This window comes from Yersinia sp. 2466 StPb PI (assembly GCF_041538325.1).
GTDB classification, from domain to species: Bacteria; Pseudomonadota; Gammaproteobacteria; order Enterobacterales; family Enterobacteriaceae; genus Yersinia; species Yersinia enterocolitica_E.
This window is the reverse complement of sequence record NZ_JAULSL010000001.1, coordinates 1351398-1367867: the sequence shown is the minus strand read 5'-3', so window position 1 is coordinate 1367867 and position 16470 is coordinate 1351398. Positions and strand designations below refer to the sequence as shown.

The following is a 16470-nucleotide window of genomic DNA, read 5'->3' as shown; positions in this document are numbered from 1 at the left end:
AGGTAAAGAAACCACTGATTATTTTTATACCATTGCTTCCGTCACACTCATGTATTATCAGATGATAGCAATTTCTTTAATCTATTGAGAGGAATGCAACTTGCTGCTTAAAATATAATTTTATGGCACTGGAACACTCAGAATTTTTATTTCATACCAACAGACTTAAATTCCACCATTTATTGAAAAACCAGACTATTAAACTTCTCTACTGTTACTACCTGAAAATACTGACACCCATCAATTACTGGCACTCAAGATGGTCCGTAGAATTTTGTGACTATCGAATCATAACTGATGACCTATTTTGTATAAAAACAACTAACCTCTAACTTCCCAGCATGTAAAGAAAGAAACCCTCTCTAACCTTAAATTATTTCACACAATGGGTAATTTTAAAAAAAACTCATGAAATTACCTTTGCCTTTCAATTTTATTTTATTGATAAAACACCTACCACTAATTTCATCCACTCCGAAACCCAGCATTATCTTACCGATACCTACAATACAATTTAAATATCATAAAAAAACAACAAGAAAACGTCCCTAATAAAATTAAAAGAATCAACATCATGGTGAACTCCTCCATGAAGCCCAAGGACTAAATTATTCAGTACCCTTCGTTAATTTCCACATCTAAGCTATAGAGTTCATAAATACAATAACCTTTCCAACCCATATATTATCCCCACGAGCTAATCCTGAGTCGATGTAAGTAGACGAGTCTAATTTATACAGCACCCCTGCAAGTTATTTTTGAGTTTATTATAATTAATAATGACCCATATCTTAGAGATAATTTTCAATAAATTATTTTATTGTTAGTAGATACTTATCCCCATCAACATACTTGTAAAAAATATCGGTAATTTTCCTGCTTTAATTCCTGGGACTGAAAGTACTGTGTCCTAATCAGACTCCAGCACTCATGCGCTCGATAAGGACAGATTTAAAAGTGACAAACTGAGGTAAGCGAACCGAGCTCCTCATTTTTTACAGAAACACCGGTTGTTATGCCAGAGCGGACAAAGTACGAAAATCACTCCGATTCCGGCGCTCTTAACAACAACCGGAGAATCAAATCATGATGACTAAACCTACCCTACTCGAAGATCAATTCGTCAATATGGCATTCATCACTCAACTGACCGGTTTAACCGATAAATGGTTCTACAAGCTCATCAGCGACGGCACGTTCCCCAAACCTATCAAACTGGGCCGTAGCTCTCGCTGGCTGAAAAGCGAAGTCGAAGCCTGGCTTCAGGAGCGCATAACGCAGTCCCGCCGGTAAGCCCTACTCCACCCAGTGACCCCATTCAAAGCCGTATTTTCACTATCCGCTCAATGCGGAGGGTTACGGCTACCTAAAATCTGACATTCAAGGACCCAACATGCAAAACACGTCTCCGATACTCACCATTATCAAACCTGGCTTGATGACTTCACCCGCATCAGCCTTTGGCACTGTCTGTGTCAGCAGGAGCTCACGCAATGGCACCGGCTGGCGATGACATCCTGCCTCACCCCCGAGGGCACCGTTATAGTTATTCCGCAGTGCCTGCTTCAGATAACGCACTCACCTGGCGTAGACGCGTGTGCCGTTGTCCCTAAGATAACCAAACAGACCGATTGGCCCCTACTCTCCGGTGTGCTACTCAACGAATGTTATCGTTTGGAGAAAGGAACGCTGGCGGAGCAGTTACAGATGATGTTCCGGTTGCATGCCCCGACTATTCAGCAGGCTCTGACACTGCTGTTCTGGTGTGAACTGGTTATAGGGTCGGTGATGAGCTAGTGGTATACGCTGCACTTACGGCTTCCTGACACACTGAGTCAATGGCTGGCAGCGAAGTAGAAAGCCTACCAGGGCCTGACGATGCTGACTGAAGGTTATAACCGTGCCGCGCGACCACGTCCTCACAGCGGAACATCAGTGGGGGACTGACCCGTCAGAGGACCGTAGGCGCTTGCTGGCATACACGCATGGGTTTTCCCTTAATCACGTAGCAGGAGCCTGTAGAGGCGCAAATAAAGCCTATTTTATACAGTGGGTTATCGTGCATCAGCGCACCGTTCCTTTTCGTCCGACACCGTACCCCCCATGAACCCTATTTCCTGGCAGTCAGAGTCACTGTCCGATGCTATCGGCGGCTTCTGGCTGCGTACCCTTTGGCCACCCCAAGGATTATTGAATGAAAGACTACAAACCCCGTTACGAAGAGCTCCATAAATATTACCAAACCTGGCTGATGGGTTTTACAAAACTGGCCGTTTGCCAGGGTATGTGCCATCAGAATATTTATTACACCCATACCCTGACAGTAGGATGTCTGCAATTTCCTGGGAAAGATCCGGTTATTGCGATTGTTCCGCAATGCCTGCACCGAATCATTTACGGTAAAGCATCGACAGCATCCTTATCCCTTGAGGACGACCTGAGCGTCAGTTTATGTACGCAGGAGCATTTGCTCGTCCATCATCCGATGCTGGAAGGTGTCCTGCTTTCTGAATGTGTCCGCTTAAAACAACGTTCACTGGCGAATAAACTCACCAGCCTGTTTCAACAGTTCAGCGGAACTGAGCTCCGTCTAAAGCTTGTCTGGCTGTGCTGGTACGATTTGATGCTGGGAAATAGTCTTGCTGACTGGATTGAAAATCTGAAGTTAAAATCAGGCAAGGAGGTCAATAACTGGGTTAATGACCGGCAGACTGAGAACCACAGGCTTACCAGCATGATGGATGAATACGTCTGCTTTGCGTATCGCACTGTACTCGAACCGCTGATTTAAGCCACTCGAAATGCTGACGGGATACATCGCCATTCCAGGGTAAACACATATTTTATGGAACAGCTAACTTCGGAGTAATTATTGTCATTAAAACAATCAGTTAATCCTTGTGCTAAAAGGTTCCTCTGAACGGTACTTATGTCGGATAGGTAATATATGCCTGTTAAGTATGCACCTAATAATCTATGAATATTCATATTATACAGATGCTTAAATAAATACCTAAATGAGCATAAGGCTGTAATCATCTGATCCATATGCTGAACAACAAACAACGCCTGTAATCAGTATCCCTATCAACGTTACTCCCTGAATCTCCCAATCACTATGCCTGTCTGTGTTTCAGGAAGGCAGCACTATGCCTGCTGTTTCCCTACAGGTGGAGGAAACTATTATGTTTTTGTTTGATGACATCATCCGCCCAATGGTAGTGGATAAAAGTCAGAAACCTTTCAACGAGGCATATCTGCAGCGTATCGAAGGGGTACTCTGTAACGCACTGCAGGACCATCCACAAACCACGGTTATCAGGGTGGATTTACACTTACCGGAAGACGAGGATGTGGGTGACAGTATTGTCAGTGATGCTGACTTAAGCCAAGGGCTGATATCCCGTTTTATAGACTCACTGAAAGCTCAGATAGTCGCTTACCGACAAAGAAAAGCCCGGGAAGGTAAACGCTGCCATCGCTCTTCAGTTCGCTACGCCTGGGTGCTGGAGCAACCAGAACTGGGTGGCAAGAAGCATTATCACGTTGCCCTCTTCGTCAATACCGACACGTTCAATGCTCTGGGAAGCTACGGCGAGCAGGGGAAAGGTCTGGCCTCTCTTGTTCAGAACGCCTGGCTAAGTGCAATGAAGAAGCGTGACTGGCCTGAATATCTGACGCTGGTGCACTTTGTTGATAATCCTCTGGCTTTCCTGGAGCTCAATAAGCCGGAGTTCATGGATAAACTGGATGCACTGACTTTCCGTTTGAGCTACATGGCAAAGCATCGTACCAAACACTACAGCAGCGCAGAACGCTCATTTGGTTGCAGCCAGTACTGAGACGTTACCATAACGACCGGCTCTGTGAGATGGGCCGGTACTCAGCCCTGCATCTCGATTTAATTACGTAGCGTCCCCTTCTTTTGACTGGCGCTATTCTCAACTCAGGCAGAGGTTTTCCATGGAATGACTTAATGAATAATTGACGGATTCACAGCGGATCAACTCTGTGCTCTGGGCAGCAATTGATCACTACCCACGACTGGTGCCGTTTCGGTGACCATGCACAGGCGCGTATCGCAGCAGGAAACCCTCACCGCCTACATTGCTTCGATGAATGTGGGAAACTGGAGGTACCTTACCTTGTCGGATGTTGCTGCTGTTTAACCTTGCCACGTGTCATCATCAACGGCTACTTGCTCTTCCGAAGAAGAATTGGAGGCTTCTCTGGTGAGTGAGGCGTGGAACGATGTATGCCCGGTTGGTGAGCTGGCCGGAATGAGGTTCTTCTGGATAGATTGAACCCATCCGAAGGTGTTTGACCTGCAGTATACTGCCCTACGGGATGCTGCAACTGGCTTCTCCTGTGTCTACGGCCCGCAGCGGCCCGATTGGGTGAATATCGTCAGTCATCCAGATGCGAAACAGATGGAGGCGATTTATCAGCAGATTTCCGGTGGTAGTCCGTCGCCGGTAAAGTGAGTAACAGATACTGAAATATGACCAGAAGGCGCCAATACCGATTGAGTTGTACCCCCTGCCAAAGTAAAACGGATCCTTCCGCAACTTGCGGTGGTTAAGGATGTATAAAACTTTTTAGTTAACAATAATATAAGCCACTTTACGTTAAGGATAACTAATGTGGTATCACTTCAGACTCTGCTGTCATTACCGTATGGTTGGAAAACCTTACCCATATCCTGTGTGGGCTAAATAGTTTTTTGCATGATCGCCAACCTTTGTTCACACCGTGTTATCTTCGTGGCTCAGTGGAAAATGCGGGTGCGTACTCAAACGCATCCGCCACTGTGAGTCACACATCTTTCACCGATGGCATGGTGCTAACCATGGTCATTCATCGACAGGACTCACCCTGCATCCTCGGCAACCGCTGTGAGGGCTAAAGCGACGAATACCCCTTACGACACCCGACAGGTTGCTTATCGTTAGAATCAATTCCCCTTCGCCAACAGAAAAAATAGCGTTTTCACTGATGGGCGAGAACATGCCCTGCAACCTTGTATGACAGTGGTGAGCTTTCCTACACCAGCATGTTTTTTTTGATATTTACACTTTCAATTGATCGGTACTAACGATCGATAGTATACTATCGATCGTTATATTCTATCAAATAAAGGGGTGTGGCGATAACTTGATGGGTAACAAGGACAGTCGATTCTTTAAGCGTTTATGCCTGTCGTTGTGGCAATAGCTCTGTAGTCAGAGCCTGGACCCTGAGGTGTTATCACTGCCCATGACTCTACTCACAAGGAAATGTCATGATATTCAATAAAACGTTGCTGTCGGGTTTACTGGTACTGGTGTCGGCCTCGGCATTGGCTGCCTCTGAAAATGGGGTCTACCTCTCGGGTAAGGTGGGCGTGGGGATAACGAGTCCCAGCAATCAGTCCCTGAGCTATGCATCAGACAGGGTTTCTGATGATTTTGGCAGTAAACGTGACAGTAACTTTGCGGGCTCTCTGGCGGCAGGTTACGATTTTCATCCGCAGTTCAGTCTGCCGATGCGCCTAGAACTGGAATACACCGGTTACGGGAAAGCAAACTCCAATAACAACATGACGTATGACGAAGGCCCGTTTGGCTATCCTGGCTATGAGGGTAAAACAGAAAACAACCTGGACGTTCAACTTCAGACCGTGTTGATGAATGCCTATTGGGATATGCATAACAGCACAGCGTTCACGCCGTGGGTTTCTGCCGGTGTGGGTTTCAGTCGTCTGTCTTTGGATCAATACACCGTCAGTACCGATACCCAAATTAGCACTGGCATGGTTGATGGTTCGGTAAGAAGTGGTAACCACTCCGGCAGTACTACAAACTTCGCCTGGGCGGTGGGGGTGGGGGTTAATTGGGCTATAATGGATAACGTGAGTATGGACCTTAGCTACCGTTACCTTGATGCCGGGGATGTTGAAACAGGTTATACGACTCGCCGGGGAAATCGTGAAACAGCGAAAGTCTCGGTGACGTCGAATGACGTGATGCTGGGCGTGCGGTATGCTTTCTAAGTAATCATACTCTGTTGTGCCCTCGTTAGGCATGGTGAGTTCAGGTACTGCGTCAGCGCCTCACCAGGGTCATTATCGACGCAGTCCACCTGAACAGCTGTCAGATAAGACAGCCGCCAGTAAAAATATTGTCACTGTTGCCAATAGCCGATTAGGGTAAAGTCGCCCTCAAGCTAAAAGTTTTAAAGACTGGAAACGTAATTCATCCGACGCTCTTCGCACAGGGGATAACCATAATACCAAGTCTTAGCCTGACCTTTATGCAACACTGAAATCACCTATATCCCCTTAATTAGTTAGTAATTCGCCTTGATGAATCGAAGCCTAACATCGGATTAATTATCCGTTTCAGCTTGCAGTGGTCGCTTTTAATCATGTTATTGAGGTGTTTTACTTGGTGTTGATGCCACATCCGGTGGGCACTAGCCTTCTCGTTTTTTATATTTAGCCTATAAACGATAAAAGCCCTAACGAGTATAATTAGGGCTTTTAAGGTACTGCATACTTGAAATTTGACATTAATATACTTAGTGACTTCGTACTGCTTTGGGTACTACTTTAAATGCACAAGTTTTTACAGATAATATTAGGTGATAAAATTTGACTACAACTCCTATATTCTTCCGGTTTTAAACTACCTGTTAGTTTTTAGAACACTAAGTCAGGCTAGGTTAAACAAGTACATCTCCCCTTCGCGATATAGAATCTTTGATGCGTGGCTTTACTGTTGTCGCAATATTTTAACCATGTTCTCTAACATTGCCGCGACATTAAATAACTTATGTAACAGATCCTTACATCATCGCATTTTTGTATACATACTTTAATATCTATTAAAAATAATAATATAAAATAGATTATTCAACACTTTTAAAATTAACAGGTAGACATTCATGTCTCCGCTGTTGAAAGCTAATTTACGGCTTTTTCATACCCTGTCAATACTGTTTTTAATAACATGTTTTTATTCTCAGTATAATTGGCGCGCCAGGATAATTAGGAAGCTAAATATAGTTCGTTACACCGTCTACAAAGTCATTAATAACCCTTACTAGTTTACTGACTGACAGAATTACTACGCCAAGCTACGTATCTCAACGCATCACACGCTGCCTGACTGATACCACCAAGTTGGAGGAAACCGTGTATCACTCCGGACCAGCGTTGGCAGGTGCAGATGACTCCTTGTTCTGTCAGTCGCTGATACAAAGCTTCACCTTCATCACATAACGGATCGTACTCAGCGGTGATGATATGCACTGGCGGTAAGCCTTTAAAATCGTCCCGCCACAGTGGGCTGGCCTCAGGATGCAAACGTTCAGTATGCGACAGATACATATCATACCCGGTCAGCAAAGTATCGCGAGTTATCACATAATCCAACCCATTGCGGGTATAGCTTTCAAAATGAATTGTCGCGTCAAGCATCGGGTAAATAAGGATAAGCTGGCGTGGCTGCCATTGGGCCGCGGCTTTCAGCCGCAGAGCGGTGACAAAAGCCAGATGGCCACCTGCACTATCGCCGGAAAGGGTAATACACGAACGATCAACACCGAGTTTGTCTGCGTATTGCCAGATAAGGTTTGCCCCTTTTTCGGCGTTATCATGTGCGGCTGGAAAAATATGCTCGGGGGCAAGGCGGTACTCGATGGCAATCACCCGGCAGTTGCCGTAATAAGCAAGCTGACGTAGCTGTTTATCATGAGTGGAAAAGCCGCCACTAACGAAACAGCCGCCGTGATAGTAGATAAGTGTGGGAAGACTACCCGCAGTATTCAGGGGTGAAACGACCCGAAAGCGGGATCCTTCAAGCGTTATATCTTCTATCTGAACACGCGTTTCCGTTTCCCCGGCCAAAACTGTACTGGCAACATAGTTAGCCCGCCTGTCAGTAATATGGAGATCCCTGATCGAGGGACGCCCCTGGGCGATAAAGTCCTGTACCAGTTCCTGAATACCTTTTTCCAGCATCATTTTTCGCCCTAAATCTGTATAAAAACCCAGTTTTATACACTGAAACTATTCAAATTAAAATGGTGGATGACCCAATATCACATGAAAATAGGGTGAACCATCGGTACTATCAAAAATCAGATATCATAGAGGCTATGAGGATTTCGCGTAGAGGGCCACTGGGTTAAAAGTGCGGTAAACCGTCTAAAGATACCCAAAGGATAAAATTCGATTTTTGAAGTCCTCTATTAAACCCCAAAAATGAGTCTCATATATTTTGATATTTCCGTCTGTTAATTTCTTAACGTTGTTTGTCGTACGAGTGAATCTCAAGCCTCGCTGACATCCCACGGTTGGTTAATGAACTGCATATTCACAAGAATTTGTACTGTTAGTACTGAGTATTTCATTCAGAACCTAAAAATTCAGTAATCGCATTTGTCACAGCCTGAGCAGCTTCAATCGTCGGATGATGACCTACGTTGGCTAAGGTGAGCAGTAATGCTTTTGGAATCGCGGCAGCCATTTCATGGCTAAGAGCCACGGGCGTTGCAGTATCGCTTTCGCCGCAAATAATCAGCGTTGGTACCATGATACAGGCAAGCAATTCCCGCACATCACCCCGGGTAAAAACGGCAGCATCTAGAGCAAGCGCCAACCCTGATCGATTATGAGCCAGCATAATTACCCTTTCGTGGATGATCTCAGCATGATTTTTCAATAACCACTCTTTGCCATTAATATGGCGTTGAATAGCAGAAAATATCGCTTCACGCTCTCGCTCAGAACCATTAAGTAAAATCTCGCGCTGCCTACGCCAATTATCCAACCGTTCAGGAAACTCTTCTCTGGCAGAGGTGCCGATAAGCACCAATTTGGAGATTATTTCCGGATAAAGGGCGGCAAGCCTAATGCCGATCATTCCACCCTGGCTTTGCCCAATAAACGTGACGTCTCCCAGCGATAGTTCTTTAATCATCAACACCAAATCCTGGCTGATACTGTCAAGTGTCCATCCATCAGGATTGTATCCGCTTTGCCCATGACCCGGCATGTCCAAGACAATGCAGCGATACGACTTACTCAGAGCACTAAATTGTGCAGAAAAAATATCATGATTAACAAATAGTCCATGGGCAAAAATAAGCGTCGGGCCTTCGCCATAATCCCAATAGCGATAAAGAGTGCCATTGATTTTTATCTGTTGCACCTGCCACTCATCCGTGGGTTCAAAAGCCCGGCTCAGTAGCGCTGAATCTTCAAATATCTGGTAGCGGGTAATTTTCGATTTAGATACTTTAAAATGAATTACCATCTCACTACCGACGGTATTCCCCGTACTTAAAACAGTATGACGAAATTTCCCCAGCGCCAGAACACTGCCGTTATGCTCGATAAGATCCGTAATGGAAAATGCCTGAGGCTTAAAATTCTTGGGGAAGTTCTCTAGCCAGCATTTGACCCGTGCTGGCCCTTGCAATAGTCCAACGGTAGAGACGTTCTGATTGCCATCGATATGCCAGACAACGTTATCATCCAGTAAGGCAACGACATCATTAATATTTCCTTGAGAAAACGCAGAAAAATAAGCGTGTACTACCTCGGTAGCGCTCAGATTTAATGCTGTACGACTATCAACTTCCATAAGTAGCTCCTATCGAGAATAGGTGATCGGTGAAATCACCAGTTGATATAGATTCATTTAAGTATATAAATGTCAAAATCAGAAAAGTACGGTTAATATAGGAAAATTATTTTCCATAAATAGAAAATAGAAAAGGTAAAAATAAATATGGACTGGAACGATTTACGCTTCTTTCTCGCTGTCGCCAGAACACACAGCTTGACCAGAACAGCTACCAAGCTAAAAGTCAGCCAGTCAACCGTATCAAGAAGAATTGGGGCACTGGAAAGCAGCCTGCAAACTCGTCTTTTTATCCATCATCAAACCGGATATTTTTTGACCGATGCAGGGCAAAAAGTTCTTCAATATGCTGAGGAGGTGGAAGGGAAAATTTTGTCCCTTGAAAGTGGCATCTCTGGATTAGACCTCCGCCCGGCAGGGAAAGTCCGCTTAGCAACGGCAGTAACGTTGGCAAGCCACCTGATTATTCCGGCATTGCCCCGCTTTACCGCCCGCTTTCCCGATATCTTGTTGGAAATTATTACGGGTGTGAATACTGTTTCAATGTCACGCAATGATGCCGATCTCGCGCTTCGGCTTATACGCCCGGAACAAGATTCGCTGAAAATAAGGAAAGTGGGCAGCATGGCATCGGCGGTATATGGCACTGAAACTTATCTCCAGCAGTATCCAGCCCCCGAAAGCCATCCTCTGGAGGGAAGAGGTTTTATCACGTGGGACACATCTTATAGTCACTTGCCCTCTTCCAAATGGCTTAATGAAACCTACCCAAATACTCCCTCTACGTTGGTAACAACCAGCGTCGTATCACAGATTTCCGCCGTAAAGGCCAATCTTGGCTTGGCAGTACTGTCTTGTTTTATCGCATCGCAACACCATGATCTAGTTAAAGTCATACCAACAGAAAAGGTATTTTCTGAAGATATTTGGTTAGTCAGTCATCCTGATCTGGTCGCATCGTCACGTGTCAGGGCTGTTGCAGATTTTCTAGTGGAAATTATCACTGAAACTCAACTGACTTGAATCTGCATGCTGGAGTAGCCGTGGCAGTCAACCTTAATACTGGTGCGGCGGTGGTTTATTCTGCATATACACTGGATGCGATTAAGTAGCTGAAAGTTTAATATTTATTGCGTTTAAAAATAAAAGGGCATTACTGTCCTTTTTCAATTCTGGTATGTACTGTCATAACACAATGTAGTTTTACTTCTATAAAACCTTATATTTACATCTCTGAAATGCGCGTATGTATTTCCCCCTCTTCAAACACACTTGTTACCCATTCGGTCAATGCCTGAACACCTGGTCGGTTACGGTTTTCTCGAGGCATGATGAGGTTATATCTATGCCCGGCGGGTATATCTATTTCAAATGGGTGACGTGGAATACTGAATTTTGCCACTGCATTAGGCGTAAGGAATCCTAATTACGCCTTTATTCGCGAACATCCATGCCGAAATAGCAAAACTGAGTGTGTCTAACATAAGCAGCACACCTAACCCATTAGAATCAAAAGCGACGCCTGAGTTTTTCTCGCTAAACAACGTAATAAGCAGATCCGCCAGTAATGGTCCGGTGAACATTGTCACCTGCTGTAGACCCAGCATCATGCTAGTGGCACTGTGTAACTGTTCAATCTTGACAACATGCGGCAATATTCCAGATCTGGAAGGGATACTGAACGCAGTCACCACTCTAATCGCCAGCGACAGTCCATCAATCATCCTGATGCTCAGATTATGACTCAACACCAAAAATGCGAGTGAACCTAGTAGAAGCGTATTGATATACTTCGTCAATATCACCACACGTTTCGGCGAATAGTGATCAACCAGCGCGCCCCCAATTAGCATGAAAAGTGCCCGTGGCACTCCAACGAGGGCGAGCACAGTACTAAGCATAAATGTATCACCGGTCATTTTTAAGACCAGCCACGTAAGGCGATCAACGTGAATTGCTCACCGAGCACCCGACCCGGCAGCGCATCCGTTACACTCAGACGTCTGGTAGACGAAGCCATGCACTAGGAAGGGGCACGTGAACAAAGACGGGCAGCCCATGAGGCTGCTTATCAGATCGCCGGAGACTTGCCTGGCTATGAGGAGGGAATACGCGCGCTCTTCGCAGACGATCGAACCAAACTTGAACACTGTACTGCAGCATGGCCTGTAGATATTAAGGCTCATGTTCTTCGCCTGGCTTTCAGTTCATCAGATCAGCCAACTAAGAGATTTACTCGGTAAATCCAGAAATATTTAGGGGGATTGAAGAGGGCGACTAAATTGATAAAGGTCTTGTCCGCGGTGACGTGTTTCTCTACATTTTGCGTATCAATAAAGATATATTCTTATATTTCAGCGTGCCCGAGAATAGGAACGGATACAATACCCAACGGTAAACGTGTGATGCGTGGTCATCACGGTCAATACGTTAATAACTTTCTGGGACGAAATATAATATCGACAAAGTGGTGGCATCATTTTGTCGATGTTGTCAGTAAGGTACATTCAGCTCCAGGGTGATATTTCCATTCTGCTGACCAATGCCGAAGTGCTTTTCAAATGCCTCCCAACCTATGACGGTGATCTTTAAGGCTCGCGAACCCGCCTGACGTGTGACCCACTTTCTCTCAATGAATACGTGCATCATTTGTGCGCCTAAAGGACCGGCAATATGGTATTGCCTTTCTGTCCAATCGAGGCATACACGGATACTGTTTCCCTTTTCTGAGCCTCTGTCTGCCAGCTCCATTCCCTCTTCTTCAAACCACCGAAAACCGGCGTCCGTTAGGACGTACTGTGCACTTTCTCGCGCCATAATCAGACCGCGATTGAGCATCCCCTGCGTAATCGCAACACCGGTTTGCCCTGCCAGATGATCGTAACAGCAGCGGGCAAAGCGCAAATCTTTCGCCGCCGGGCTTGGGGTGGTCAGCCAGGCAGATGTCACAGGTCCTACTGACGCCAGACTCTCGAGCAGATGCGCAATGTGGGGGCCGGCTAAACGGAAATAGCGGTAGCGGCCAACCGATTCAACGCTCACTAGCCCGCCTTCTCGTAACTTTGCCAGGTGAAAACTCGCGGTTTGTGCCGTTACTCCCGCGTTCTCTGCCAATGCACCAGCAGAGAACGCTTCGCCCCCTGACAACATGATCAACATCATGGATCGGACAGGTTCTGCAATGAGATGAGCCACCACTGAGATTTTAAATTGATTCATTTTTTCCGGCGCCATGGTGAGGAACCCTATTAGGGAGAATTGCACACTTCGATTATGGTCGAATCATGGTGAATGAGCATAAAGGTATAGTCCATTATCCTTATTACCACGTGATGCCTTTACATGAAAAATCTTTCCCCCCGTCAACGGCGGGTTCTGCTCGCCACAAGTCTGAGTTACATCATCGTAATACTTGATACCAGCATCGTGAATGTGGCGCTTTCGTCTATCTCGCTCAGTCTGCATACGACGATAACCGGCCTGCAGTGGACAGTGAATGCCTATACATTGACCTTCGCGGCCCTACTTCTAAGTGGGGGGGCGCTGGGCGACAAACTCGGAGCCAAAAATATTTATATTGCCGGTCTGCTCTTATTTGCCGTCGCTTCTCTGCTGTGCGGACTGTCCTCAACGCTGCCGATGCTTATACTCTCCAGAGTATTGCAGGGAGTCGGTGCCTCACTCCTTGTCCCCTCCTCGTTGTCGTTAATCAATGAAGCTTTTCCCACACATCAACGGGCTAAAGCCATTGCCGTCTGGGCAGGATGCGGGGGACTGGCGATGGCCGCGGGGCCGTTGTTGGGGGGGATCATTATTCAATTACTGGGTTGGCGGAGTATTTTCCTGCTGAATGTGCCGGTGGCGTTGTCAGGAATAGTACTGGCGATGCGGATCACTGCACCACCTGCCGTACAGCTGAAAAGAGCATTGGATTTAATGGGACAACTGTGGGTTATTATCGCGCTGAGCAGTTCAATGGACGTGCTGATTCAGGTTTCCCACCTGGGATGGCAGGATAACGGGATACGCTTCGGCGTATTTGTCGCGTTAAGCTCATGGGCCGGCTTTATTCTGACTGAACGGGCACATACGCATCCTATGCTGCCTTTGGCCCTGTTCCGCCTTCCTCTATTTTCAGCATCTGTCGTTGTGTCGTTCATGTCTGCGCTAGTTTTTTATGGTCTGTTTTTCCTGCTAAGTATGTATTTTCAGCAGATCCGGGGGTGGTCGCCTTTTGACGCAGGAATGGCCTTTCTGCCTTTAACCGTGATGGTGACAATGGGCAGTTTTATCTCAGGGAAACTGAATAAAGTCTTTGGCCCGCTTTGGCTGATATCAGGGTGCTGTATTTTATATGCCGCAGGGTTTGCCGGCCTGTTTGACCTAGGAAACGATGTTCCCTACTGGCGTATTGCGCTATTTTTTCCGGCGCTCGGTCTGGCGGCGGGCATTATTACGCCGGTGGCGACTGCTGCACTCATGAGTAAAGTGACACAGGAACAAGCGGGCATCGGGGCCGGAGTTCTCAACGCGAGCAGACAAACAGGTTCGGCCCTTGGGGTGGCGGTTTTTGGCGGTTTGATGAGCGCCTTTCAGTCGCCCTCCGACGGTGTTTACCTGGCCGTTCTGGTTGGTATCACGTTGTCACTGTTCGGCGGCGTGTTTTGGGGCGCAATGCTGACGGGCGCGAGGAGACGCAGCGCTGATTGACCATAAGGTTTGTGCGATGGTGTTGGTTTATGACTAAAATACTACCGCCAGAGTAATGTCGACAAAAAATATACGGTGCTTAATTAATCGTGTCCCTTTTTGCAGGGACACTTTAAGGTAATTTAGTGCAACTCCTGAAGAAGTGATGACAACACGGAGTGAAAGCCGCCGAGATGTAGGCGGCTTTGGGAATGAAGATAACGTTTCTTTTTACTGCCATGATAGCCCCATCCATATCCCAGATAGCGCCCGTGACCCACGCGGTTTTATCAGACAGCAGGAATAAGATGGTATCCGTGAAGATGGTGCAGTCGCAGAATCTGATAAAGGAAACAGTTCCGTATTTGCCGTATTGCCGGTGACGCTGACCTTTAGCTCGTTCTGCTTATGATCCAGTTAGCCATATCTACGTATTAGCATAAGTTTTCTGACCATTGGTATTCGAATCCTGAAAATTAAGGAGGATTTATCAGAAATAATCGTTTGTGATAAATCCTATCGATAACCGTAGTCGCATAAATGATGCCGATTTATTGATGATGCTCAATGAGATTATAGTCGCGAAAATTTATTGTAAATTTTGATTATTTTAATACAGAGGGAAATCAGAGTTAATAACCCTATTGAAAGCTAATTTTTAGCTTAATACTATTAAGCCAAGAAACGCTATTATATAGTAACGTAGCCTGTTGCCAGGCTACGCTTATGAAATTTACCCGCAATTTTTTCCGCCAGAAATAAAGCATTGAGCGTAATTGCTTGGAGACATTCCGTTAAACGAAGGACTTTGTCCTGAGGAACTATTTCCAGAAGGAACTGTAGATCCAATTGCCACTCCCAAACCACCAACAACAGCACCAGCAACAACACCCACTGGTCCCCCAGGAATTCCAGCTATAGCTCCTACAATAGCAGCTGCACCCGCAGCATTAGCAACAGTAGCAGGAGCTCCGGCACCAGAAACCATTCTGATTTGATTTAAATTTAACTCTTTCATAAATTACATTCCCTTGTATATTGCGTTGAAATAATTATTTATTCATTACGTCACATGCAAATTTAATTATTGCCCTAGTCCCGAAAAAAAACACCAGAACTAATATAATATCGAATATATTTTTGTTGTTAATAATTGACACGCTTGACCAAAATGAGATTAATATAGTAATAAAAAGACTTACTATATTATATATTGCATTCTTTTTGTTGTATTCCATATAATCCCGCCTAATTCCATGACGATAATAATTACAACCACTAATTAATTTAGTAATGATAATCATTACGGTTAGTAAAATCAAGCCACTGTCCAATGTAAGAGCCAGTGGAAAACCACTTTTCGTCTGTATGTAAGCATAACTACATGTTAAAAAAACATATTTTTGTGGACTGGTCAATGTGTGTTTTTCCATTTATCTATCAGCAACGATACCGGGATGACGGATAAATGGTTTTACAAACTGATTAAAGACGGTGACTTTCCAAAACCCATCAAACTGGGACGCAGCTCCCGCTGGTTCAAAAGCGAAGTGGAAACCTGGATGCAACAGCGTATTACCCAGTCCCGCCCTGAGTCCCTTGTGACTCGTTAGCCATTAGCCGACATCCCACCTTCCCCACGATTTCTGCCTACTGCTTGCATCGATATCTGCCCTCAAGGGACGGATGAGCCATGCCTACCATCCGACGAAAAGGGGTCATACCGTGTACGCAAAATCATTTATCGCCATCAGCACCACCGGACGATTAACGTCAGCACGCTCAGCGCTGTCAGCATTCAATCATCAATACGTGTGCCACCTATGTGGCTGCCCGTGGAACTCCACAATGCGGGAACAGGCAGAGCCCCCTGGTTTGAGCATATCGAGCAGCCTATATCAACGCGCCGTCGTAATGACTGCCCTTACACCAATCCGGAACAGGAAGAAATCGACAGGGTCATGACACTGCGCAGGCTGGTCCCTGGGGCCCTTCCATTGGTCAGGAAAACAGACTGGCATTGTACGAAATGCACGGCTCACTACCATGGGGAGAAATACTGTAGACCCTGCCAGACAGGTATTCACAGCACCAAAACATCCCAGCACGGCTTCTAAGTCCCGGGCTTCCCACCTTATCAGCTTTTCTCTCT

General features: G+C 45.8%; 14 protein-coding genes and 3 pseudogenes. 11 read left to right on the top strand and 6 right to left on the bottom strand.

Going from position 1 to position 16470, the window contains the following annotated elements:
* Positions 1 to 1086 precede the first annotated feature (1086 nt).
* The 6 genes from Q2T72_RS06080 to Q2T72_RS06055 all read left to right on the top strand — a co-directional run bounded on the left by Q2T72_RS06080 (position 1087) and on the right by Q2T72_RS06055 (position 6031).
* Positions 1087 to 1293, top strand: coding sequence for an AlpA family transcriptional regulator (locus Q2T72_RS06080; RefSeq protein ID WP_271311736.1), 207 nt, complete (start codon positions 1087 to 1089; stop codon positions 1291 to 1293).
* A gap of 216 nt (positions 1294 to 1509) precedes the next feature.
* Positions 1510 to 1797 (top strand): hypothetical protein, encoded by a 288-nt coding sequence (locus tag Q2T72_RS06075; RefSeq protein WP_271311737.1) that lies wholly within the window; start codon positions 1510 to 1512, stop codon positions 1795 to 1797.
* A 397-nt stretch (positions 1798 to 2194) separates the two neighbouring features.
* Positions 2195 to 2791: a hypothetical protein gene (locus Q2T72_RS06070; RefSeq protein ID WP_271311738.1), complete on the top strand. Its 597-nt coding sequence runs from the start codon at positions 2195 to 2197 to the stop codon at positions 2789 to 2791.
* 394 nt (positions 2792 to 3185) lie between these two features.
* Entirely contained in the window at positions 3186 to 3842 is a 657-nt protein-coding gene (locus Q2T72_RS06065) for an inovirus Gp2 family protein (protein ID WP_271311739.1), read from the top strand.
* Between the two features lie 474 nt (positions 3843 to 4316).
* Positions 4317 to 4484 (top strand): hypothetical protein, encoded by a 168-nt coding sequence (locus tag Q2T72_RS06060; protein WP_271311740.1) that lies wholly within the window; start codon positions 4317 to 4319, stop codon positions 4482 to 4484.
* Between the two features lie 797 nt (positions 4485 to 5281).
* A complete protein-coding gene (locus Q2T72_RS06055; protein ID WP_372568810.1) occupies positions 5282 to 6031 on the top strand; it encodes an outer membrane protein in 750 nt (249 codons plus the stop codon).
* A gap of 1056 nt (positions 6032 to 7087) precedes the next feature.
* Here the strand turns inward: Q2T72_RS06055 and Q2T72_RS06050 are convergent.
* On the bottom strand, positions 7088 to 8005 hold the full coding sequence (locus tag Q2T72_RS06050) for an alpha/beta hydrolase (protein ID WP_372568809.1): 918 nt from the start codon (positions 8003 to 8005) through the stop codon (positions 7088 to 7090).
* 385 nt (positions 8006 to 8390) lie between these two features.
* Positions 8391 to 9629, bottom strand: a complete 1239-nt coding sequence (locus Q2T72_RS06045) for an alpha/beta fold hydrolase (protein ID WP_271311742.1) — start codon at positions 9627 to 9629, stop codon at positions 8391 to 8393.
* 147 nt (positions 9630 to 9776) lie between these two features.
* Between Q2T72_RS06045 and Q2T72_RS06040 the strand changes: the two genes are divergently transcribed.
* On the top strand, positions 9777 to 10652 hold the full coding sequence (locus Q2T72_RS06040) for a LysR family transcriptional regulator (RefSeq protein WP_271311743.1): 876 nt from the start codon (positions 9777 to 9779) through the stop codon (positions 10650 to 10652).
* 383 nt (positions 10653 to 11035) lie between these two features.
* Here the strand turns inward: Q2T72_RS06040 and Q2T72_RS06035 are convergent, their stop codons facing one another.
* Complete coding sequence (locus Q2T72_RS06035) at positions 11036 to 11548, bottom strand: hypothetical protein (protein WP_372568808.1); 513 nt, start codon at positions 11546 to 11548, stop codon at positions 11036 to 11038.
* Positions 11549 to 11674: 126 nt separating this feature from the next.
* Between Q2T72_RS06035 and Q2T72_RS06030 the strand changes: the two are divergent.
* A pseudogene (locus tag Q2T72_RS06030) lies at positions 11675 to 11872 on the top strand (DUF2239 family protein); the annotation flags it as partial.
* 250 nt (positions 11873 to 12122) lie between these two features.
* Here the strand turns inward: Q2T72_RS06030 and Q2T72_RS06025 are convergent.
* Positions 12123 to 12848, bottom strand: a complete 726-nt coding sequence (locus tag Q2T72_RS06025; protein ID WP_042570108.1) for a helix-turn-helix transcriptional regulator — start codon at positions 12846 to 12848, stop codon at positions 12123 to 12125.
* 123 nt (positions 12849 to 12971) lie between these two features.
* Here Q2T72_RS06025 and Q2T72_RS06020 point away from each other — a divergent pair, with 123 nt between their 5' ends.
* Positions 12972 to 14339 carry an MFS transporter gene (locus tag Q2T72_RS06020; protein ID WP_372568807.1) on the top strand — a complete coding sequence of 456 codons (1368 nt, stop codon included), beginning with the start codon at positions 12972 to 12974 and terminating at the stop codon, positions 14337 to 14339.
* Between the two features lie 205 nt (positions 14340 to 14544).
* Here the strand turns inward: Q2T72_RS06020 and Q2T72_RS06015 are convergent.
* Positions 14545 to 14634 (bottom strand): annotated as a pseudogene (locus Q2T72_RS06015) (sugar dehydrogenase); the annotation flags it as partial.
* Between the two features lie 498 nt (positions 14635 to 15132).
* Positions 15133 to 15336 (bottom strand): annotated as a pseudogene (locus tag Q2T72_RS06010) (microcin H47); the annotation flags it as partial.
* Between the two features lie 439 nt (positions 15337 to 15775).
* Between Q2T72_RS06010 and Q2T72_RS06005 the strand changes: the two are divergent.
* Both Q2T72_RS06005 and Q2T72_RS06000 read left to right on the top strand, forming a co-directional pair.
* Entirely contained in the window at positions 15776 to 15931 is a 156-nt protein-coding gene (locus tag Q2T72_RS06005; RefSeq protein WP_372569859.1) for a helix-turn-helix transcriptional regulator, read from the top strand.
* 210 nt (positions 15932 to 16141) lie between these two features.
* Complete coding sequence (locus Q2T72_RS06000) at positions 16142 to 16435, top strand: putative zinc ribbon protein (RefSeq protein WP_372568806.1); 294 nt, start codon at positions 16142 to 16144, stop codon at positions 16433 to 16435.
* The last annotated feature ends 35 nt before the right edge of the window (positions 16436 to 16470 follow it).

Excerpts from the sequence above, each read along its gene's own strand:
- Q2T72_RS06080 (WP_271311736.1), top strand. The coding sequence starts at position 1,087 with ATGATGACTAAACCTACCCTACTCGAAGATCAATTCGTCAATATGGCA.
- Q2T72_RS06075 (WP_271311737.1), top strand. The coding sequence starts at position 1,510 with ATGACATCCTGCCTCACCCCCGAGGGCACCGTTATAGTTATTCCGCAG.
- Q2T72_RS06070 (WP_271311738.1), top strand. The coding sequence starts at position 2,195 with ATGAAAGACTACAAACCCCGTTACGAAGAGCTCCATAAATATTACCAA.
- Q2T72_RS06065 (WP_271311739.1), top strand. The coding sequence starts at position 3,186 with ATGTTTTTGTTTGATGACATCATCCGCCCAATGGTAGTGGATAAAAGT.
- Q2T72_RS06055 (WP_372568810.1), top strand. The coding sequence starts at position 5,282 with ATGATATTCAATAAAACGTTGCTGTCGGGTTTACTGGTACTGGTGTCG.
- Q2T72_RS06050 (WP_372568809.1), bottom strand. The coding sequence starts at position 8,005 with ATGATGCTGGAAAAAGGTATTCAGGAACTGGTACAGGACTTTATCGCC.
- Q2T72_RS06045 (WP_271311742.1), bottom strand. The coding sequence starts at position 9,629 with ATGGAAGTTGATAGTCGTACAGCATTAAATCTGAGCGCTACCGAGGTA.
- Q2T72_RS06040 (WP_271311743.1), top strand. The coding sequence starts at position 9,777 with ATGGACTGGAACGATTTACGCTTCTTTCTCGCTGTCGCCAGAACACAC.
- Q2T72_RS06035 (WP_372568808.1), bottom strand. The coding sequence starts at position 11,548 with ATGACCGGTGATACATTTATGCTTAGTACTGTGCTCGCCCTCGTTGGA.
- Q2T72_RS06025 (WP_042570108.1), bottom strand. The coding sequence starts at position 12,848 with ATGAATCAATTTAAAATCTCAGTGGTGGCTCATCTCATTGCAGAACCT.
- Q2T72_RS06020 (WP_372568807.1), top strand. The coding sequence starts at position 12,972 with ATGAAAAATCTTTCCCCCCGTCAACGGCGGGTTCTGCTCGCCACAAGT.
- Q2T72_RS06005 (WP_372569859.1), top strand. The coding sequence starts at position 15,776 with ATGACGGATAAATGGTTTTACAAACTGATTAAAGACGGTGACTTTCCA.
- Q2T72_RS06000 (WP_372568806.1), top strand. The coding sequence starts at position 16,142 with ATGTGGCTGCCCGTGGAACTCCACAATGCGGGAACAGGCAGAGCCCCC.